Origin of the sequence: Streptacidiphilus carbonis, assembly GCF_000787775.1 — a bacterium.
Classification (GTDB): Bacteria; Actinomycetota; Actinomycetes; order Streptomycetales; family Streptomycetaceae; genus Streptacidiphilus; species Streptacidiphilus carbonis.
In genome coordinates, this window is sequence record NZ_BBPM01000028.1 from 39,815 (window position 1) to 59,419 (window position 19,605).

The window sequence follows — 19,605 nt, forward strand, 5'->3', positions numbered from 1 at the left end:
GCATTTCTGTGAAGGAATCGGGTCGAGCCGAGGGGGGTCTTGTGCTCAACAATCTGGTGAACAGGCATGACGCATACAAGGTGATGCGCAAGGTGCGGCGCTACGACGTCAGTCCGGTGCTGGCCAAGCTCCGGGTCCGGGGGAAGGAACGGGTGGTCGCGCACTGGGCGTCGGTGGAGCCGTCGCTGCAGGAGTGGTGGGCGGTGCCGGAGGTGATCCGGCGGTGGAACCTGCTGATGTCGCACGACACGGCGACGCCGTTCCCCTCCTACGTGGCCCGGCAGTACTTCGCGCCGCGGACGGACCTGCGCGGGCTCTCGCTCGGCTGCGGGACCGGCGGCAACGAGCTGGTCTGGGCGAGCACCGGGGCGTTCGGACTGCTGGAGGGCATCGACGTGTCGCCGGAGCGGATCGCCTTCGCCTCGGCGACCGCCGCCGAGCAGGGGTTGGACGGGGTGCTGCGGTTCCGGGTCGCCGACGCGGGGGAGCTGGACCGGGGCGACCGGCGCTACGACGTGGTGCTGGGGCTGCAGTCGCTGCACCACTTCGACGATCTCGACCGGACCCTGCCGAGGATCGCCGGACTGATCGACCCGGTCGGGTTCCTGGTGGTCGACGAGTTCGTCGGGCCTACCCGGTTCCAGTGGAGCGACGGGCAGTTGGAGGCGGCCAACGCGTTACTGGCCCGGCTGCCGGTGGAGCGCCGCAGGCTCGCCGACGGCCGGATCAAACAGCGGGTGGTCCGGCCGAGCCGGATGGGTATGATCCTTGACGATCCGTCGGAGGCGGTGGACTCGGCCGCGCTGCTGCCCTCCGTGCGGCGGAACTTCGAGGTCCTCGAAGAGTGCCCCTACGGCGGCACGGTGCTGCACATCGCCCTCTCCGGGATCGCGCACAACTTCCTGGACGGTAGCCCGGAGACCGGGGAACTGCTGGAGTTGTGCTTCCAGGCCGAGGACGCGGCGTTACCCGAACTCGGCCATGACTTCGTCGCCCTGGTGTGCCGTCCCCGAGGAGCAGTTGAATGAGCGTCAGGATCCAGCCCACCGCCCAGGTCGACCCGGACGCCGAGCTGGGGGAGGGGACCGCGATCTGGGACCTGGCCCAGATCAGGGAGCATGCCAGGCTCGGCCGGGACTGCAATGTGGGCCGGGGCGCGTACGTCGGCCCCGGGGTGCGTATCGGCGACAACTGCAAACTGCAGAACTACGCCCTGGTGTACGAGCCGGCGGTGCTGGAGGACGGCGTGTTCGTCGGTCCCGCCGCGGTGTTCACCAATGACTACTTCCCGCGGGCGGTGACCCCCGAGGGCCGGCCCAAGCGCGGCGACGACTGGGAGGCGGTCGGCGTGCGGGTCGCCGAGGGTGCCTCGCTGGGCGCCCGCTCGGTGTGCGTCGCGCCGGTGCGGGTGGGCCGCTGGGCCCTGGTCGCGGCCGGGGCTGTGGTGACCCGGGACGTACCGGACTTCGCGCTGGTGGTGGGGGTCCCGGCGCGGCAGGTGGGCTGGGTCGGCCGGGCCGGTGCGCGGCTGGTGGAGCGGGCCGGTGAGCCCGGGGTGTGGGAGTGCCCCAGCACCGGGGCGCTGCACGACGAGAAGGCCGGCGAACTCGTCGAGCGGCGCTGACCAGGACGGACGAGGGGCGGAGATCTCTACGACATCTCCCTGACACTTGTTCAGGATCCGTACAGGGGTGTTATTTTCCCGAAACGTCATGCTGCGACCATCCGGGGCCCTACGGTGTCTCTGTACGCTGCGGGGGAGCGCGCGGTGGGGGGTCACCGAAGGTAGTGGAGCGTCGGAGCGGCAACCGCTTCGGCAGCTGCCGCCTGCCGTCGCACACCCCCTGACGAGCGGCGCGGCGAAGTTCCCGAACGTTGGAAGTTCCCGAACGTTGAATGGACCCAGGGGGGTTGGGTGTGCCACCAGAACCGCACAGCAGTGATGGTTCGATGACCGCCGTACGTCTGCGGGCCCTCGCCGACGAGGACCCGGAACTGCACGGGCTCGCGGAGCGGCTGCTCTCGCTGGCCGAGGCCGGGCTGCCGGCCATGCTGCGGTCGTCCAGGAGCGGTGCCAAGGACGACACCTTCGCCTTCACCAGGGCGGCGGTCGCCACCGGGATGGAACTGCGCGGGACCAGTACCCGCTATGCCGCCATCACGGCGCTGGGAGCGCGGTTCCTGCCCGAGGAGCGCCAGCGCGCGGTCCTCGGCGGGCACAGCGCCGAGGACTTCACCGGTTTGCTGGTGCAGCAGCTGCCGCAGGTCGGCAACCTCGGCGACGCGGCGCTGATCGCCTGGGCCGCCGCCGAGACCGGGCATCCCAAGCTGTCCGACGCGCTGGGGCGGGTCGCCGCGCTGGACGCCGACGACGGGCCGCGCCACACCGTCGAGGCCGCCTGGGTGCTGTCCGCGCTGGCCGCGGCCCGCGGTGCCGCCGAGGTGGAGACGGAACTCGCCGCGGCGCGGGAGCGGCTGCTGCGGGCCAGGGTCGGGGACAGTCCGCTGTTCCCGCACGCCACCGGCCCGGGGCTGGTGCCCTGGTACCGCTCGCACATCGGCTGCTTCGCCGACCAGACCTATCCGCTGCAGGCGCTGGCCCGGGCCCACGCGGCCGGGGCCGGCGGCGACGGCGAGGCGCTGGCCGCGGCCGTCGCCTGCGCCGCGCGCATCTGCGAACTGCAGGGCGACGGCGGCCAGTGGTGGTGGCACTACGACGCCCGCAGCGGCTCGGTGGTCGAGGGCTACCCCGTCTACAGCGTGCACCAGCACGCGATGGCGCCCACGGCGCTGTTCGACGTGACCGAGGCCGGCGGCCCGGACTTCGGCGCGGCGATCCGCAAGGGCCTGCGCTGGATGACCGAGGTGCCGGAACTGGCGGCCGCCCCCCAGTCGATGATCCACGACGAGCTCGGGGTCACCTGGCGCAAGGTCCACCGCGGCGACCCGCGCAAGGCCGTGCGCGCGGCCCGCGGGGTGAGCACCCGGATGCTGCCCGGACTGCGGCTCTCCGCGCTGGACCGGATGTACCGGCCGACCTCGCTGGACCGCGAGTGCCGTCCGTACGAGTTCGGCTGGATGCTGTTCGCCTGGCTGGGGAGGCTGCCCGGATGAGCGCGGCGACAGCGGCCCCGCCGCGGCGGAGCATGTTCGGGGTCGAGCTGGACCCGCTGACCATGGACCAGACCGTGCGGCGCTGCCTGGACGCGGTACGGGACGGTGAGCAGTTGGAGATCGGCGTGGTGAACGCGGCCAAGCTGGTCAATATGCGCCGCGACCCGCGGCTGGCCGGTGCGGTCAACGGCTGCGACCTGGTCCTGGCCGACGGGCAGGCCGTGGTGTGGGCCGGCAAGGTGCTGCGGGCCCCGCTGCCGGAGCGGGTGGCCGGCATCGACCTGTTCATGCGGCTGCTGGCGGAGGCCGAGACGGCCGGGATATCCGTCTACCTGCTCGGCGCCAAGCAGCCGGTACTGGAACTCATGCTGCATCAGATCAGGCTGCGCTTCCCCGAGTTGGTGGTGGCTGGCAGCAGGAACGGCTACTTCGACGACTCCGAGCAGCAGGAGATCGCCGAGTCCATCGCCGCCAGCGGCGCGCAGATGCTCTTCCTCGGGATGACCTCGCCGAAGAAGGAGCTGTTCACCGCGGCCTACGGCGAGCGCACCGGAGTAAGGGTGGTGCACGGCGTCGGCGGCTCCTTCGACATCCTGGCCGGTGTCACCCGCCGGGCTCCGGCCGCCTGGCAGCGGCTGGGCGTCGAGTGGCTGTACCGGGCGCTGCAGGAGCCGCGCCGGCTGGGGCGCCGCTATGTCACCACCAACACCCTGTTCTTCCTGATGACCGCGCGAGAGCTCGTGCGCCCAACCCCGCCCGCCCGTCGTTCCGGTGGCGCCACCGGCAGTGCCAGAGGGAGCAGCTGATGCGTGTTGTCGTGGTGGGACAGGGATATGTGGGCCTGCCGCTCGCGGTCCGCGCGGCCGAGGTCGGACACGAGGTGATCGGCTACGACGTCGACTCACGGCGCGTCAAGAGCCTTGCCGCGGGCGAGTCCTATGTGGAGGACGTGTCCTCGGAGCGGCTGCAGGCGGTGCTCGCGAGCGGTGCCTACCGGGTCGGCGACCAGGCCAGGGACTGCGGCGGCTTCGACGTCGCGGTGGTGACCGTGCCCACCCCGCTGCACGAGGGGGTGCCCGACCTGACCTACATCGAGGAGTCGGGACGGACGCTGGCCCGCTACCTGCGGCCCGGGGCGACGGTGATCCTGGAGTCCACCACCTACCCGGGCACCACCCAGGAGCTGTTCGCGCCGATCCTGGAGGACGGCTCCGGGCTGACCGCGGGCGCCGACTTCCACCTCGGCTACAGCCCGGAGCGGATCGACCCGGGCAACCCGGTCTGGGGCTTCAAGGAGACGCCGAAGGTGGTCTCCGGCGTGGACGCCGCATCGCTCACGGCGGTCCAGGACTTCTACGGTCAACTCGTGGACACCACCGTGCCGGTGGGCTCGCCCAAGGAGGCCGAGCTGGCGAAGCTGCTGGAGAACACCTTCCGGCACGTCAACATCGCGCTGGTCAACGAGATAGCGATGTTCGCCCGGCATCTGGACATCGACGTCTGGCAGGCCATCGACGCGGCCTCCAGCAAACCCTTCGGCTTCATGAAGTTCACCCCGGGGCCGGGCGTGGGCGGGCACTGCCTGCCGATCGACCCGTCCTACCTGTCCTGGCGGGTGCAGCGCGAACTGGGGCAGAACTTCCGGTTCGTGGAGCTGGCCAACGACATCAACAGCCATATGCCGGAGTATGTGACGCGCCGTCTGATCGACGCCTTCAACGACCGCAGGCGGTCCGTGAACGGCTCGCGGGTGCTGCTGCTCGGGCTCGCCTACAAGAAGAACACCGGCGACGCGCGCGAGTCGCCGGCGCTGCGGATCACCCAGCTGCTGCTGAACATGGGCGCCGAAGTGCGGGCCGCCGACCCGCATGTGGTGGAGAACGTCAAGGTGGATGCCCGGCTGGTCCGGGTGGAGGCCACCCCGGAGGAGCTGGCGGCGGCCGACGCGGTGGTGCTGCTGACCGACCACGACTCCTTCGACTACGAGTCGGTGCTGCAGCACGCGCGGTTCGTCCTGGACTGCCGGCGCAAGGTCAGCAGCGACCGGAGCCACGGCGACAAGGTGGAGGTCCTCTGATGGCCGCGGTGATGCGGGTGGTGGCGGTCGCGGGTGCGCGGCCCAACTACATGAAGATCAAACCGGTGATGGACGCGCTGGAGCGCCGGGGCGCCGAGGTGGTGCTGGTCCACACCGGGCAGCACTACGACGAGTCCATGAACGACGTCTTCTTCCGCGACCTGGGCATCCGTCCGCCGGACCGCTTCCTCGGGGTCGGCTCGGGCAGCCACGCGCAGCAGACCGGGCGGGTGATGACGGCCTTCGAGCCGCTGCTGGACGAGGTGGCCCCGGACGCCGTGGTCGTCGTCGGCGACATCAACTCCACCCTGGCCTGCGCCCTGGTCACGGCCAAGGCCGGACCGCTGCTGGCGCATGTCGAGGCGGGGCTGCGCAGCCGCGACTGGAGCATGCCCGAGGAGGTCAACCGGGTCGCCACCGACCGGGTCAGCGACTACCTGCTGGCCCCCTCACCGGACGCGGCCGACAACCTTCGCGCCGAGGGCTACCGGGACGACCAGGTCCATGTGGTCGGCAATGTCATGATCGACACCCTGCTGGCCAACCTGGACCGGGCCAGGGAGTCCGACGTGCTACGGCGGTACGAGCTGGAGCGCGGCGGCTACGGCCTGGTCACCCTGCACCGGCCGGCCAATGTGGACGACCCGGAGGTGCTGGCCACCCTGCTCAAGGCGCTGGGCGAGATCGCCGGGCGCTGCCCGCTGCTGCTGCCGGTGCATCCGCGCGCGGCCGGGCGGCTGGCCGAGCTGGGCGTCCCCGGCGGGATCAGGCTGGTGCCGCCGGCCGGCTACCTGGACTTCATCGCACTGCAGGACTCGGCCCGGTTGGTGCTCACCGACTCGGGCGGGGTGCAGGAGGAGACCACCGCGCTGGGGGTGCCCTGCGTGACCCTGCGGGACAACACCGAGCGGCCGATCACCGTACTGCAGGGCACCAACACCCTTGCGGGACGCGACCCGCAGCGCATCGTCGAGACCGCCAACCGGGTGCTGGACGACCCGCCCGCACCGCGCCGCCCCGAGCTGTGGGACGGGCGGGCCAGCGAGCGCATCGCCGAGGTGCTGCTGACCGGGGGGAGGGCGGGGGGCAGGCTGCGGCCGACCGATCTGGGGTGAGGCGTCGCCGTCGGTCGAACGTCCGTTGGACGCCCGTTGCGGCAACTTCCGATCGAGGCACTCCCAACTGACTCACGTGCACCATATGCTTGATCACCGTACAGCCGTTCGTGTCTGATGCAGGGTCAGGACGCGATGGTCCGGCCACGGGCCGCGAGGGGGAACACCATGGATCTCGCCGAGATCGCACGCGTCGTTCGCAGGCGCTGGTACGTCATGCTGCCAGGGTTGCTGGTCACCGTCGTGATGGTGGCCGGGCTGCTGTTCGCGGTACCCACCAAGTACCAGTCCAGCAGCACTGTGATGCTGCTCAACTCGGAGAAGGCGACCGCCCCCGCGCCGTACGACGGCAACCCCTTCCTGAGCACCCAGACCAGCATCACCGGCACGGTCGACATCCTGGCCAGAAGCCTGATGGACGACAACTCGCTGGCGGTGCTCAAGTCGAAGGGGCTGACCGGCACCGTCGTCGCCAAGATCGCGGACAACGCCCAGGCGCCGCTGATGGACCTGACCGTCACCGGCACCGACAAGGCCGCGGTGCTGGCGTCGGAGCAGATCCTCAGCGCGTATGCGAAGCAGCGGCTCGAGGACCTGCAGGCGGAGCGCAACATCGCCCCGGCGGCGATGATCACGATGATCGCCATCGTGCCGCCGACGCAGCCGGTGGCGCAGACCAAGAGCAAGATCGAGTACGCGGTGATCCTCGCCCTGCTGGGGATCGCCCTCAGCCTGGTGCTGGTGTTCTGGACCGAGGCCCGGAACCGCAGGCCCGCCGGACCGGGTGCGGACGGAGCCGACGGCCTCGCGGGCGTCGGCGAGGCCGACGGCAATGGCGAGGGCGACGGCAGTGGTGAGGACGGCGAGGCCGCGCTCGCCGGTGGTGGCGGCGGTCGCGAGGAGGGCAGGGCGGTGACGGGTCCGCAGCCGAGGGCCGGGGCCCAGGCCCCGAGGCCCGGGGTCCAGGCCGGGAAGGAGTCCAGGGCCGCGGGCGGACCGAGGACTGCGGCGGAGTCCAGGGCTGCGGCGGAGCCCAGGAGCGCGGCCGGGGCCAGGGCCGAGGCAGGGGCACGGGCTGCGTCCGAGTCCGACGGGGAGTCGCTGGAGAACCCGACCGTCCAGCTGTCGGTCCTGTCGATGGACGAGACCCGCGCGCCCTGGCGCAGGTGAGCGCGGACACCGAGCCTGGTTGGGCGGCCCCCATGGCCGAACCTCCCGACCCGGCGGCGGCAGCGGACCCGGATCCGGCCGAACCGGGCCTGGGCGGCAAGGTCCGCTCCGCGGCTCGGTGGAGCCTGATCAACACCGTGGTGATGCGGCTCGGCAACTTCGCCACCGGCATCGTGCTGGCCCGATTCGTCCTCGGCCCCGCCGCCTGGGGCGTCTACGGGATCGCGCAGACCGTGCTACTGGTGCTCCTGTCCGCCAACGAACTCGGCGTGGGCCTGGCCATCGTCCGCTGGGACGGCGACCCCAAGCGGTTCGCGCCGACCGTGCTGACCCTGTGCACCGCCTCCAGCAGCCTGCTCTACGTGGTGCTGTTCGCCATCGCGCCGACGGTGGCCCGGTTGCTGGGCTCGCCGGACGCCACCGGCGTCCTGCGGGTGATGTGCGTGTGCGTGGTGCTGGACGGACTGTCCCAGGTCCCGGCCGGGTTCCTCACCCGGGAGTTCGCGCAGGGCAGGCGCATGGTCATCGACGCCCTCAACTTCGTGCTGAGCACGGCGGTGACCCTGGTGCTGGCCTTCGCGGGCTGGGGTGCGATGAGCTTCGCCTGGGGCGCGGTGACCGGCAATGTGGTGGCCCTGGTCGCCTGCTGCCTGGCGGCGCCGGGGACGCTGCGGTTCGGCTGGGACCCCGAACAGGCCCGCGCGCTGCTGCGCTTCGGCATGCCGCTGGCCGGGGCGAGCCTGCTGGCCCTGGGCGTGGTCAATGTCGACACCATGGTGGTCGGCTCGACCCTGGGCAAGGTCTCGCTGGGCTTCTACGTGCTGGCCTTCAACATCTCCGGCTGGCCGGTGCGGATCATCTCGGAGGCCGCCCGCCGGGTGTCCTTCGCGGGCTTCTCCCGGCTGGCCTCCTCGCCGCAGGCACTGGCGGAGGGGTTCAGCCGCGCCCTGGGGGTGCTGATCACCGGCACCGTCCCGCTGTGCGTGCTGCTGGCCGTGCTCGCCGGGCCGATCGTCGGGCTGGTCTACGGCGGCGAGTGGCTGCCGGCGGCGAAGGCGCTGCCCTGGCTGATGGTGCTCGGACTGGTCCGGATCGGCTGCGAGCTCGCCTACGACTGCCTGGTCGCCATCGGCAGACGGCGCTCGCTGATCCTGGTCCAGGGGCTGTGGCTGGTCGCGCTCGTCCCGGTGCTGATCGTGGCGGCGCGGACGCGGGGCATCGTCGGGGTGTCGCAGGGGCATGTGCTGGTGGCCGCGGGGCTGGTGGTCCCGGTGTTCCTGATCGCGCTGCACGGCGGCGGCATCGCGGTGGGCTCGATCGCCCGGGCCTGCTCCTGGCCCTTCTTCGGCGGCGCGGTGATGGCGGTCTTCATCGAGCTGCTGGAACCGCAGCTGGGCGACGGCAGGATCGCCCTCTTCGTCCTGGGCACCGCGGCGATGGCGGTGTACGTGGTGTGCGTTCTGCCCAGCCGCCGCTTCCTGCTCGGGACCAGGCCCCGGCGCGGGCGACAGCAGGGACGGCACCGGCGGTGAGAACCCATGACGACAAGGCGAGGGACATGTCCCGCAGTAACAGATCGAGAAGAGAACGCCGCCGCACCGCTCTGCTCGCGGTACTGGTCAGCGCCTTAGTAGGACTGGTCGGACTGACTGCCAGTGGCTGCGGCGGCGCCCACAACCGGACGACGGCGGGCCGGGGGAGCAGTGCGGCGGCCTCCTCGGCCGGCGGATCCGGGAGCGGCGGCGCGGGGGTGCCCTCGGCGGGGGCGAGCGGCGCCTCGCCGGAGATCGGCAGCGCGACCTCGACCCCCTCGCCCGCACCCGGGCACTCCGCGTCGGCCGGTCAGTCGACCGCGGCCGGGTCGTCCGGAGCGGCCGGCTCGTCCCAGACGCCGTCGGCGCTGAAGGGCCCGTGCCCGTCGCCCGCCGCCTGCGGCTTCCCCGACGCCGGGTCCACCGGGCCGCGGGTCGCGCTGAGCACGCACAGCGGCAACCTGGAGCTGCACACCGACGGCCAGGTGATCAGCGGCTGGGACCTCACCGGGTCGCTGGACATCTACGCCAACAACGTCACCGTCATCGACAGCCGGATCACCTCCTCCAACTGGTGGGGCGTCAATCTCCGTGCCGGCTACAGCGGTCTGCGGGTGCTGCACTCCACCGTCACCGGGGTGCCCGGGAAGGGCCCGGACAACGGGGGCGAGGACTACGCGGTCTCCAACATGGGCGGCAGCCCGGTCGAGGTCGGCTGGAACAACATAGCGGTGTTCGGCAACGCCATCTCGATGGGGCAGGGCGACATCCACGACAACTACGTGCACGACATCGCCCCGTTCGTGAACCAGAGCGGCGAATGGCAGCACGCAGACGCGCTGATCAGCGACGGCGGCAACAGCGGGATGCTGACGATCCGTCACAACACGCTGCTGAACCCGGTGGACATCAACCACGGCGCCTCGGCCAGCATCGGCCTCTACGCCGACACCGGCTCGGTCGCCAACAGTGTCGTCGACGGCAACTGGCTGGCCGGCGGGGCCTATGCGCTGTACGGGGGCGGCGCGGGGGCCAACGGCATCAAGGTCACCAACAATGTCTTCTCCAAGCAGTACCACCCGAACTGCGGTGTGTACGGTGCGGTGGCCGCCTGGAACGCCGGCGGTGCCGGCAATATCTGGAGCAACAACCGGATGTCCGACGGCACCCCGGTGAAGCCGGCGTCCTGAGACCGTACCGGAGACAAGGAGACGGACGGCCATGCGCCGAATCGCCAGGGCCCCCTGGGAGCTGTTGAAGCGGCTCTTCGGCTGGCTGGTGCTGTTCGAGGCGAGGAACAAGGTGCTGCTGGCGCCCTCCGCCGTGCGGCTGCGCCGCCTGGAGACCGCCGAGGTCCGCCGTCTCGCGCAGCAGCTGGGGACGGTCCCGACCGCCCTGGTCACCACGGTGATCGCCACCCATCGCCGCCCGGAGCCCCTGCTCGGGGCAGTGCGCTCGGCACTGGTCCAGACCGTGGCCGACCACGTCGTGATAGTCGTCGACGACGGCGCCGGACTCCCTGACCTACCGGACGACCCACGACTGTTCGCCGTCTCCCTGTCCCGCAACACCGGCACCGCAGGGGTGGTCCGCAACGTCGGCATCCGCCTGACCGGCTCCCGCTATGTCGCCTTCCTGGACGACGACAACCTCTGGACGCCGGACCACCTGGAACTGGCGCTCGGCGTCCTGGAGCGGCCCGGCGGCCCGGACGCGGTGTACACCGCACTGCGGCGGGTCCGACCGGACGGGACCGACCACGACGTCCTGTCGGTCCCCTTCGACCGCCGCCGAGCCGCCCGCGAGTCCTTCCTCGACACCAACGCCTTCGTCGCCCGCCGCACTCCGTCCCTCCACTTCAGCCGTCTGCGCCGAACCCCGAGGGTCCTCCCCCGCGAGGACTGGGAGCTGATCCACCGCTACAGCCGCCACCACGCGGTCCGGCACCTCCCCGAACCGACGGTCCGCTACCTGGTCAACCCGGACAGCTACTGGACCACCTGGACCGCGTCGCCGCAGCATGCGGCAGATGCGGCAGAGTAGGACCATGTCCACATCTGCATACGAACCGATGCCATCCGCCCTGGAGACAGAGCGGCTTCTGCTTCGCCCGTGGGTCGAGTCCGACGCCGAGCAGCTTCTGGCCCTGCACGCCGAACGCGCCGAGGGGGTGCGACCGGGGGTGGCGACGGTGGCGGAGGCGCGGGCGAACATCGCCGCCCAGCTCCTCGCCACGGCGAAGAACGGCCTGGCTCTGCTGTCCATCCGCCGTCGGGATGAAGGCGACCTCATCGGCTACTGCGGGCTGGTCGTCGGTCGGTCCACGGTGGACGAGCCGGAGATCGCCTACGAGCTGTTCCCGCGTGTGCACGGCCACGGTTACGCCACCGAGGCAGCCGCCGCAGTGCTTGCCGCCGCGACGGCGACCGGCCGGAAGCGCGTCTGGGCGACGGTCGGGACCTGGAACGCCCCGTCGCTCCGCGTCCTGGAGAAGCTCGGCTTCGAGCGGGACCACCTCTCCATGGAGGACAGCGGTGAAGTGGTGTGGCTCACACGGGAACCGGGGGACCGGGATGCTTCGTAGCCCACGGGTGGTGCGGAGGGGTGGTCCGTTGCCGGATAACCGGTCGCCTGGGAGGTGGCGGTGGTCCTAGGGTTCGCACATGTCTGCTGGCACTGATGCTGATGCTGATGTTGAGTCAATTCCCTTGAGTCATAGGGAGGCCGAGACGATTCTGCGTCGGATTCACCCGGCGGCCTCGGTCGCCGAAGTCGTCGTTCGGACCGGCGGTCGGTCGAGCCCCGTCGTCGAGGTCCGTTGTGCCCCGCCGGTCGAGCCAGTCGTCATCAAGTTCTACGACGGTGATTCGCGCTGGAAGCGGGACAAGGAGGTCCATGTCTATCGGCTCCTCCGGGAACGCGGGGTGCGGTGTGTGCCTGTCGTGCTGGGTAGTGGTGGTGAAGGGGCCGAGGGGGCGCTGGGTCGGGGGCACCTGGTGATGAGTCGGCTTGACGGTCAGCCGCTTTCTGAGGTGGTGGGGGAACTCGGCGCCTCCGCCGTCGCGGGGATCTACGAGGAGATGGGCGCGTTGCTCGCCCGCATGCACCGGATTCCGCAGGAGGCCTACGGGTACCTGACCACTGGCATTCTCGATCCCTGTGCCACCAATGCCCAGTACATGCAGCGCCAGTTCGAGATGAAAATGCGGGAGTTCGCCGACCTCGGAGGAGATCCGAACCTGCGGAAGGCGATGGAGGCCAGGGTGCGCGACGGCGCCGGTCTCTTCGACAACTGCACCCGGCCGGTGCTGTGCCACAACGATTTCCACGAGGGCAATGTCCTGTTGCACGAAGTGGCCGGCCGCCGGCGGATCGCCGGATTCATTGACGTGGAGAATGCCATTGCCGCTGATCCGCTCATGGATCTGGCGAAAACCGACTACTACTCCATTCGCGGAAATCGGAACAAGCAAGACGCCCTGCATCGGGGCTACGGCCCCCTTCCCGCTGATGCGACCGAGCGGATCAGCCTCTATCGGCTCTACCAGGCCCTGGAGCTGTGGGACTGGTTCGCCTTGACCGGAGAGACCGCCGCGCTGCCCGGAATTGCGGAGGACCTCGCGAAGATGGCAATTGATCTGTGATCAGTTCGCCGACCTTCTTTCTCCGTGAGAGCAGCGGTTACCGGTAAAGTCAAGGAGATTGCTGGATTGGTTCTCCGTGCCGTACGTGATAGGAATTTGGACGAAGGTGCAGATCCTCATCACCCGTCCGCGAAGGGACCTGACCATGGACCAGCACTCGGCCGATACCGCCACCTGGCATGTCGACCAGCGCTGCACCAACTGCGACGTCGCCCGGCAGCTCGCGCCGGGGCTGGTGGCCGAGGTCGACGGTCGGTCGGCGGTGGTTCGCCGGCCCGGTACGGAGGCGGAGGAGAGGGCGCTGCACGCCGCGGCGTTCGCGTGCCACCCCCGGTCGATCCGGCACGGCGCGCGTGGACCGGACTCGTCGCTCGACCCCTTCCCGCTGCGGCTGGCCGAACGTGTCCACCTGTGCGGACACAACTCGCCGCACACCGCCGGTGCGAACTCCTACCTCCTTCGCCGGCCGGCCGGAAACCTGATGATGGTCGACACCCCGCGCTGGAGCACCGCCCTGGCCGCGAAGTACGCCGCCCTCGGCCCGGTCACCGACGTCCTGCTCACCCATCGCGACCACGCCGCCCACGGTCGCCAGTACGCCGACCGGTTCGGCGCGCGGCTCTGGATCCACGAGGGGGATCTGGCGGCCGCGCCGGATGCCGACACCGTCCTTCGCGGCACGGAGCCGACCGAGATCGCCGACGGCGTGGTCGCGCAACCGCTGCCCGGGCACACCGAGGGCAGCGTGCTCTATCTCGCCGACGACACCTACTGCTTCAGCGGCGACAGTTTCTACTGGTCCCGGACCCTCAACGACCTCGCCGTCGCCGAGTCGGTCACCTGGTACTCCATCACCGAACTCGCCGCGTCCCTGGCCCGTACGGCGCCCCGACTGCGCTTCGAGTGGGTGCTGCCCGGCCACGGCGACCGCAAGCGGCTTCCAGCCGACGAATTCGCCCACCGCATGCACAACCTGGCCGCCAGCACAGCCCAACTCGCGCCCAGGCCAGTGGACTTCACCGCGCTGCGCTGGTGACGGCGGCAGCCGGCCGGGCGGAAAACCAAAGGCGATCACCCCCGCCGCCGGGTAGCTTGCCGTGCATGGACGTGACGTTCACCAAGATGTCCGGTCGGCGCTATCGGATGGCCGTGGTACGCGAGATCGGGCCGATGCTGGAGCCCCGTCAGGGGCCGGGGTACGACGACCATCTTCCGCACGATGCCGTGCACTTCCTCGTGGAGGCGGAGGCCCGACTGCGCGGGGGCGCCTTCGGCAGGATCGCGGCTGGGCACAACAACATCTTCACGCCCGCAGATCCGGCCGTCCGGCGTCGCCAGAACCGCCGCGAGGCCAAATGGTCCCCGAGCAGGGTCGAGCACAACGACATGGAGCGCTCCGAGCGGCTGGCCTCCGCCTGCTCCCGTCTCTGGGAGCTGCGGGCCGGCCACTGCTCCGAACTGCCGGACTGGTTCCCCCTGTTGGCCCCCGACTTGGTGGATCCCTCGCTCATCGAACGCATCCTGACCCGCCTGGACGCATTCGCCCGCCGCTGGCACACCCTCCCGGTGGACGGCAGCATCACGCTGACCTGGCCACTGCCGGTCAAGGCGAAGGGGCGTCGGATGACCACAGCACGGTGAGCCGCCCGGGCGGCCCGTCCCCGGTTCAGTCGAGGGACTTCGCGGGGTACGGGTGCCAGGCGGTTGTGTCGAGGACGAGCTCACCGGCGGCGTCGCTGACGCCGAGGGCTGCGGGCCGGCCGAAGACGCCCTTGGCGTGACTTCGTACCGGGGCGAGACGTCGCCGAAGTCGAGCTGGAGGAGGTGCCAGCTCCCGTCACGTGGATCGATGATCAGGTACCGCGGGATGCGGGGTAGCCCCGCCGCAGGTGCCGGGCCCGGCCATCGGACGGTCAGGGGCCCGGGGGTCGGCTCAGGGCAGTGGGGGAGAGCAGGGCGGCGGCTGCGGCTCGGCTGGTGGGGCGGCCGAGGAGGGCTCGGGTGGATTCGCGGAACAGGACGGCGGCGCGGAAGGCGGCGGTGCTGACGGCGCCGTGGCGTTTGCGGTGGAGCCGGACCCGGTTGAGGACCAGGAGGGTCCACAGTCTGGGGGAGACCTGCGAGTCGCCGCCCAGGTGGACGGCGGTGGCCCGGGGCTGGAGGCGGGTGGCGAAGCCCAGGTCGCGGGCGCGCAGGCAGTACTCGGTCTCCTCGGAGTAGAGGAAGAAGGACTCGTCCCAGTGCCCGCAGGCGTCCAGGCAGGCGCGGGAGAGCAGCATCAGCGCGCCGCTGGCCCAGTCGGTGGGGGTGGGGGCGGTGTAGGCAGCCGGGTCGGAGACCGTCTCGCTCCAGCGGGGGAAGCGGCCCGCGCGGCGGTTGCCGATGACGGCCTCGCCCAGGGCGCGGGTCACCGAGGGCTCCCGGTGCAGGGAGAGGAGCAGGGTCCGGCCGTCCTCCTCGTGGATGAGCGGGACGGCGATGCCGACGGTCGCGCCGTCCGGCAGCGGCTCGCCCAGTGCGTCGAAGAGCTGCCCTCCGCAGCCCTGGCGCATGCGGATGTCCGGGTTGCACACCAGCGCCGCGGCGGTGCCGCCGTCGCGGGCGAGGGCTGCGTCCAGCGCGGCGTTGACGCCGGCCGCGTAGCCGGCGTTCCGGCCGGTCTGGACGACGGTGGCGTCCGGGGCCAGGCGGTGCAGCAGGTCGACGGTGTCGTCCGCGGAGTCGTTGTCGGCGACCACCAGGTGCCAGTCGAGGCCGGCCATGGCCTCGGGGAGGGCGGCCAGGAAGTCGGGGAGGACGGCGGCGCTGTTCCAGGTGACGACGAGCACGGCCACCGAGGGCTCGGCGGACACCGAGGGCTCCCCGGGAGCCACCGCGGGCTGATCGGGCATCAGGGGGACTCCACGAGCTGGGGTTCGCGGCGGGGGCGGGCCGCCACCGTGGGGGCCGCGGCGGCTGCCGCCTCGCGGCGGATGAAGCCGAGGTAGCTGCCGCCGCTGCCGAGGATGAGGAAGAACATGCCGCTGAACATGGCGAAGCTGAGCGAGTCGAAGGTGGCCGAGACGATCAGGGTCACCACCGCCGAGGCGAAGAACGCCTGGCCCAGCTCCCGGTCCGAGTCGGTCCGGGCCAGCCTGCGGATCGAGCCGCCCTGGTGGATCCCGGTGATGAAGAGGGTCAGCAGGGCCACCAGGCCCATCGCGCCCATGTCGGCGGCGGTCAGCATGTACTGGTTGTCGGTGAAGAAGTAGAGGTCGGGCGTGAAGGTGTCGAACCCCCGGCCGAAGAACGGGCGTTCGGCGATATAGGGAAGGATCTCGGCGTATTTCACCGTCCGTGCCTGGGTGCTGCTGTCGGAGTTCGACAGGAAGGTGGAGAACAGGTTGATGATGGTGCCGATCAGCCCGGGGATGATCACCTTGAACGCCGCCAGGCCGCCCAGCAGCAGGCCCAGCGCGGACCAGCGCCGGACCGGCTTCCAGCGCGGGATCATCACCACGGCGACCAGGGCGATCCCGATGATCGAAGTGCGGGACACCGTCAGCGGCAGCGCGCCCGCGATGATCACCACCGGCGCCCAGCGGCGCAGCACGTGCACGTGGGACCGTGCCGGGTCGAAGGCCTGCTGGATCGCGAACGGCAGCAGGATGGCCAGCATCCCGCCGAACTCCAGCGGCTGGGCCGTGGTCGAACGCGGCCGGGTGAACGAGCCGCGGCCCATGGCCTGGATCCCGGCGACGCTGGCGTGCAGCCCGGGGATGTGGATGGAGTCGGCGATATTGGTCGCGGTGAAGAAGTCGTAGTAGCCGATCGCGGCCACCACCGTCCCCATCACCACCAGACGGCGCATCAGCACGTCCAGCCGGGCCCGGGTCTGGATCCCGGCCGAGGTCAGCACCACCAGCGACACCCACACCAGCAGCCCGATCAGCCCTCGGTCCGCGCTCAGCACCTCCTCGTGGGAGCTGCTGCGGGTCGCGTCGGCCAGGTAGGACAGCAGCACGGCGGTGGCCAGCACGCACATCGCCACCCGTGGCAGCCGGGTCCCCGGTGCCGGGGTCATGCGGTCGCAGAACCAGCAGGCGACGTACCAGAGCAGGCCGAGCAGGGCGAAGACATTGGCCGGGGTGCCGATCCCGCCCAACGACGGGATGGCCAGGTCCGAGGGGATGAACAGGGCCAGCGCCAGATATCCGGTGAGGATCGAGGTGGCGTCCTGCGGTCGGCCGAAGAAGCCCTGCGCCGCGCCCTTCAGCGGCCACGGGTTGATCCGCGCACCGAAGAACGGCCTGCGGCGGCGGGCCAGCATGGCGCTCTCGAACACCAGCGACAGCAGCAGCGCGGAGCAGGTTCCGGCGATGACCACGCCGGCCACGTCCTGGTAGCGGCTCTTCAGCTGGGGCACCGGGATCTGCGGCTGCACGATGGTGGCGCTCTTCACCACGTCGACCGGGGCGACCCCGCTCCCCGTCTGCATCGCCTCCAGCTGGTCCCCGGCGAAGTCGGAGAGGGTGCTGGTCTCGTCCAGCACCTTGCTCTGATTGTTGCCGGTGACCGCCAGGGTGATCAGCGGCCCGGTCGCGTTCTCGGCGAAGCCGACGGTGTACCGGTCGGTCACCCCGCGGCCCTGCAGTGTGGCGGCTGAGTCGCTCGACAGCAGCGTCCTGATCAGCACGTCGGCGGTGACCACCAGGGTGCCGCCGGCATTGGAGATGGAGTTGCCGAAGGTCGGCGGGAGCTTGGCCACGGCTGAGGAGTCGAGCAGCGACACCGAACTCGTCGACTGGTAGGACACCGGGACGGTCCGGTACACGTACCCGCCCGCCAGCAGGCTGAGCAGGGTGATCGGCAGCATGATGTACCAGCGCCGGCGCAGCACGGCGAAGAGCTCATTGATGCTCATGTCGACTCAGACCCCCCTGGTCCTCAGCAGCATACTGGGCGATGCCTCCTGTCGTCGGTGGCACGGACCCCGAGCGGCGGCGGCCGGTCGGCGCCGTCGAGCGCCGGCGCCGTCGAGCGTGGGGGTACGGGGGGTCGCTCCCCGGATAGTTGGAGTATCGGGGACAGGGCCGGTGGTGGGCTGACAGCATGAAGGCGAGGGTGCTGACGGAAGGAACCCCCCTGTGTCCCCTGGAGAGCTGGTCCGCGCACTGCGCCGGCGCTGGTACGTGCTGCTGCTCGCGGCGCTGCTCACCGCGGCCGGGGCCTACCATGTGCTGCGCCCCACCCAGCTCTACCTGAGCCAGGCGGTGGTCGTGGCGGAGCCGCCGGCGACCGGGAACCAGCCCAACCAGTACACCAATCTGAACCCGACCGTCGCCACCCTCTCCTACGGGGTGATCCAGCAGTTGGAGGCGCCCGCTGGGGTGGCCGAGCTGCGTGCGGCCGGGGTGCACGGCAGCTACCAGCTGATCCCGCGCAACAGCGGCACCACCGCCACGCCGAGCTATCAGATCCCCACCCTGCAGGTGCAGTCGGAGCAGCCGGACCCGGTCGACGCCGACCAGGTGGTCAAGACGATCATCGGCGTCTACAACAAGCACCTGACGGCCCTGCAGACCCAGCAGGACGTCCCCAAGGCCTCGCGGATCGTCGGGGACCTGCTGGTGTCGCCCAGCGCCGCGCCGGTGTACGGCACCAAGAGCCGGGGGCTGGTGGGTACCGCGGTGCTGGGCGCGTTCCTCGGGGTGCTGGGCGCGCTCTGGCTGGACCGCTGGCTGCTGGGCCGTCGGGCCCGCCGAGGAAGGACCGTCCTGGCAACCTGACCGGCGGGGGGACCGGGACAGGCGATCCGTCAGTGTCCGGTAAGGCGTCCAGAATTGACGAAGCATCAGCAGGCGGCCCATCAGATCCCGCGCCGCTTCCAGGACTCCCACCAGAGCCACTCCCGGCCCCGTTCGGCCACCGCCGACAGCACCAGCGGCTGCAGGTAGGGCATGGTCCGGGCGCCGATCCGCTGCCGCAGCCGCAGTGCGCGGTACTCGGCGAGCGCCTCGTAGCCGGGCAGGCACTCGGCGGCGAACTCCACCAGCTCGTCCACCGGGACCACGTCGGTGCGGCCCCGGTCGTAGGCGCGGTAGGCGCGCCGCAGCGCGAAACGGGCCAGCCGGGTGTGCACCCGGGCCGAGAGCCGGTCCGCATCCGGCAGCCGGTCACCGCACTTGGCCAGCACCGAGCGGTAGGCGATCCGGCGCTGCCGCAGGTCGTCCAGCTGGCCGCCGAAGTCGGTGGTGGACATGTTGTTGCCGTGGACCCGGTAGTAGGCCTGGTCGGCGCCGCGGACGTAGCCGACGTCGGCGTGCGAGGCGAGCCGCATCCACATCTCGATGTCCCCGGCGTGCGGCAGCGCCGGGTCGTAGCCGCCGACCGTGCGCTGCAGGCTGGTCCTGACCACGACCTCGGGAGAGGTGATGCAGCCGGTGGCCTCCCGGAAGCGGCGGTCCAGCCACCACCTGCCCGGGTAGACCACCGAGTCCGTGCCGCTGCTCCAGCCCTTCGGGTCGCGGGCCCTGGGCAGCGGGCCGCCGTGCTGGAAGCGCAGCGGCCGGCCGTAGGCGAAGCCGGCCTCGGGGTGGGCGTCCAGCAGGGCGGCGGCGCGTACCAGTGCGCCGGGGACCAATCGGTCGTCCGCCGAGAGCAGCGCGACGTAGTCGGTGTCGGCCCACTCCAGCAGGCCCTCGTTGTAGGTGGCGATATGGCCCTTGTTGGTCTCGTGGACCCGGACCTCGATCCGGGGGTCGACGGCCGCCAGCTTGCGGGCCACCTCCCCCGAGTCGTCGGGTGACGCGTCGTCGATGATGAGCACCCTGACGTCCAGCCCCGGCTGCTCGTCGAGGACGCTCCGGACGCAGTCGGCGAGGAAGTGGCCGTACTTGTAGCAGGGGATCACGACGCCGAGGGTGCTCATGGTGGTGGTGGCCAATCTCCGGGCGGCTCCCCGGTGGGGGAGC

At 71.0% G+C, this 19,605-nt stretch carries 18 protein-coding genes; 15 read left to right on the top strand and 3 right to left on the bottom strand.

The genetic code is table 11. The features are described 5' to 3' along the window. Window positions 1–56 precede the first annotated feature (56 nt). The 14 genes from TR46_RS38160 (at window position 57) to TR46_RS21920 (ending at window position 14,293) form a co-directional block, all read left to right on the top strand. Window positions 57–1,028: a class I SAM-dependent methyltransferase gene (locus TR46_RS38160; protein ID WP_152626605.1), complete on the top strand. Its 972-nt coding sequence runs from the start codon at window positions 57–59 to the stop codon at window positions 1,026–1,028. After that, window positions 1,025–1,624: an acyltransferase gene (locus tag TR46_RS21860; RefSeq protein ID WP_042403905.1), complete on the top strand. Its 600-nt coding sequence runs from the start codon at window positions 1,025–1,027 to the stop codon at window positions 1,622–1,624. The genes TR46_RS38160 and TR46_RS21860 overlap by 4 nt, the downstream gene beginning before the upstream one ends. 326 nt (window positions 1,625–1,950) lie before the next feature. Then, window positions 1,951–3,114 (top strand): hypothetical protein, encoded by a 1,164-nt coding sequence (locus tag TR46_RS21865; protein WP_042403906.1) that lies wholly within the window; start codon window positions 1,951–1,953, stop codon window positions 3,112–3,114. After that, window positions 3,111–3,920 (top strand): WecB/TagA/CpsF family glycosyltransferase, encoded by an 810-nt coding sequence (locus tag TR46_RS21870; protein WP_042403907.1) that lies wholly within the window; start codon window positions 3,111–3,113, stop codon window positions 3,918–3,920. The genes TR46_RS21865 and TR46_RS21870 overlap by 4 nt, the downstream gene beginning before the upstream one ends. Next, window positions 3,920–5,191, top strand: coding sequence for a nucleotide sugar dehydrogenase (locus tag TR46_RS21875; RefSeq protein WP_042403908.1), 1,272 nt, complete (start codon window positions 3,920–3,922; stop codon window positions 5,189–5,191). The genes TR46_RS21870 and TR46_RS21875 overlap by 1 nt, the downstream gene beginning before the upstream one ends. Beyond that, window positions 5,191–6,306: a non-hydrolyzing UDP-N-acetylglucosamine 2-epimerase gene (gene wecB / locus TR46_RS21880; protein WP_236655428.1), complete on the top strand. Its 1,116-nt coding sequence runs from the start codon at window positions 5,191–5,193 to the stop codon at window positions 6,304–6,306. The genes TR46_RS21875 and wecB overlap by 1 nt, the downstream gene beginning before the upstream one ends. Window positions 6,307–6,474: 168 nt before the next feature. Continuing rightward, window positions 6,475–7,476 carry a YveK family protein gene (locus TR46_RS21885; RefSeq protein WP_063770650.1) on the top strand — a complete coding sequence of 334 codons (1,002 nt, stop codon included), beginning with the start codon at window positions 6,475–6,477 and terminating at the stop codon, window positions 7,474–7,476. A gap of 32 nt (window positions 7,477–7,508) precedes the next feature. Continuing rightward, window positions 7,509–9,008: an oligosaccharide flippase family protein gene (locus TR46_RS21890; protein ID WP_042403910.1), complete on the top strand. Its 1,500-nt coding sequence runs from the start codon at window positions 7,509–7,511 to the stop codon at window positions 9,006–9,008. 218 nt (window positions 9,009–9,226) lie between these two features. Beyond that, on the top strand, window positions 9,227–10,198 hold the full coding sequence (locus TR46_RS21895) for a hypothetical protein (protein ID WP_236655429.1): 972 nt from the start codon (window positions 9,227–9,229) through the stop codon (window positions 10,196–10,198). Between the two features lie 31 nt (window positions 10,199–10,229). Further along, window positions 10,230–11,051 carry a glycosyltransferase family 2 protein gene (locus TR46_RS21900; protein WP_042403914.1) on the top strand — a complete coding sequence of 274 codons (822 nt, stop codon included), beginning with the start codon at window positions 10,230–10,232 and terminating at the stop codon, window positions 11,049–11,051. Window positions 11,052–11,055: 4 nt separating this feature from the next. Next, complete coding sequence (locus TR46_RS21905) at window positions 11,056–11,592, top strand: GNAT family N-acetyltransferase (protein ID WP_042403995.1); 537 nt, start codon at window positions 11,056–11,058, stop codon at window positions 11,590–11,592. A gap of 79 nt (window positions 11,593–11,671) precedes the next feature. Further along, a complete protein-coding gene (locus TR46_RS21910) occupies window positions 11,672–12,652 on the top strand; it encodes a phosphotransferase family protein (protein WP_084718817.1) in 981 nt (326 codons plus the stop codon). A gap of 145 nt (window positions 12,653–12,797) precedes the next feature. Then, entirely contained in the window at window positions 12,798–13,688 is an 891-nt protein-coding gene (locus tag TR46_RS21915) for an MBL fold metallo-hydrolase (protein ID WP_042404001.1), read from the top strand. 65 nt (window positions 13,689–13,753) lie between these two features. Further along, on the top strand, window positions 13,754–14,293 hold the full coding sequence (locus TR46_RS21920) for a hypothetical protein (RefSeq protein WP_042403916.1): 540 nt from the start codon (window positions 13,754–13,756) through the stop codon (window positions 14,291–14,293). A gap of 272 nt (window positions 14,294–14,565) precedes the next feature. On the opposite strand, the gene TR46_RS21925 is transcribed toward TR46_RS21920, so the two are convergent. Both TR46_RS21925 and TR46_RS21930 read right to left on the bottom strand, forming a co-directional pair. Then, entirely contained in the window at window positions 14,566–15,543 is a 978-nt protein-coding gene (locus TR46_RS21925) for a glycosyltransferase family 2 protein (protein ID WP_042403918.1), read from the bottom strand. Beyond that, the gene (locus TR46_RS21930; protein WP_042403921.1) at window positions 15,543–17,555 is read right to left on the bottom strand and encodes an O-antigen ligase family protein; all 2,013 of its coding nucleotides are present in this window, start codon (window positions 17,553–17,555) and stop codon (window positions 15,543–15,545) included. Before TR46_RS21930 ends, TR46_RS21925 begins: the two co-directional genes overlap by 1 nt. 223 nt (window positions 17,556–17,778) lie before the next feature. Between TR46_RS21930 and TR46_RS21935 the strand changes: the two genes are divergently transcribed. Next, a complete protein-coding gene (locus TR46_RS21935) occupies window positions 17,779–18,420 on the top strand; it encodes a hypothetical protein (protein ID WP_042403922.1) in 642 nt (213 codons plus the stop codon). Window positions 18,421–18,500: 80 nt separating this feature from the next. Here TR46_RS21935 and TR46_RS21940 read toward each other — a convergent pair whose 3' ends face one another. After that, complete coding sequence (locus tag TR46_RS21940; protein WP_236655430.1) at window positions 18,501–19,577, bottom strand: glycosyltransferase family 2 protein; 1,077 nt, start codon at window positions 19,575–19,577, stop codon at window positions 18,501–18,503. Window positions 19,578–19,605 lie beyond the last annotated feature (28 nt).

Excerpts from the sequence above, each read along its gene's own strand:
- TR46_RS21860 (WP_042403905.1), top strand. The coding sequence starts at position 1,025 with ATGAGCGTCAGGATCCAGCCCACCGCCCAGGTCGACCCGGACGCCGAG.
- TR46_RS21865 (WP_042403906.1), top strand. The coding sequence starts at position 1,951 with ATGACCGCCGTACGTCTGCGGGCCCTCGCCGACGAGGACCCGGAACTG.
- TR46_RS21870 (WP_042403907.1), top strand. The coding sequence starts at position 3,111 with ATGAGCGCGGCGACAGCGGCCCCGCCGCGGCGGAGCATGTTCGGGGTC.
- TR46_RS21875 (WP_042403908.1), top strand. The coding sequence starts at position 3,920 with ATGCGTGTTGTCGTGGTGGGACAGGGATATGTGGGCCTGCCGCTCGCG.
- wecB (WP_236655428.1), top strand. The coding sequence starts at position 5,191 with ATGGCCGCGGTGATGCGGGTGGTGGCGGTCGCGGGTGCGCGGCCCAAC.
- TR46_RS21885 (WP_063770650.1), top strand. The coding sequence starts at position 6,475 with ATGGATCTCGCCGAGATCGCACGCGTCGTTCGCAGGCGCTGGTACGTC.
- TR46_RS21890 (WP_042403910.1), top strand. The coding sequence starts at position 7,509 with ATGGCCGAACCTCCCGACCCGGCGGCGGCAGCGGACCCGGATCCGGCC.
- TR46_RS21900 (WP_042403914.1), top strand. The coding sequence starts at position 10,230 with ATGCGCCGAATCGCCAGGGCCCCCTGGGAGCTGTTGAAGCGGCTCTTC.
- TR46_RS21905 (WP_042403995.1), top strand. The coding sequence starts at position 11,056 with ATGTCCACATCTGCATACGAACCGATGCCATCCGCCCTGGAGACAGAG.
- TR46_RS21910 (WP_084718817.1), top strand. The coding sequence starts at position 11,672 with ATGTCTGCTGGCACTGATGCTGATGCTGATGTTGAGTCAATTCCCTTG.
- TR46_RS21915 (WP_042404001.1), top strand. The coding sequence starts at position 12,798 with ATGGACCAGCACTCGGCCGATACCGCCACCTGGCATGTCGACCAGCGC.
- TR46_RS21920 (WP_042403916.1), top strand. The coding sequence starts at position 13,754 with ATGGACGTGACGTTCACCAAGATGTCCGGTCGGCGCTATCGGATGGCC.
- TR46_RS21925 (WP_042403918.1), bottom strand. The coding sequence starts at position 15,543 with ATGCCCGATCAGCCCGCGGTGGCTCCCGGGGAGCCCTCGGTGTCCGCC.
- TR46_RS21930 (WP_042403921.1), bottom strand. The coding sequence starts at position 17,555 with ATGAGCATCAATGAGCTCTTCGCCGTGCTGCGCCGGCGCTGGTACATC.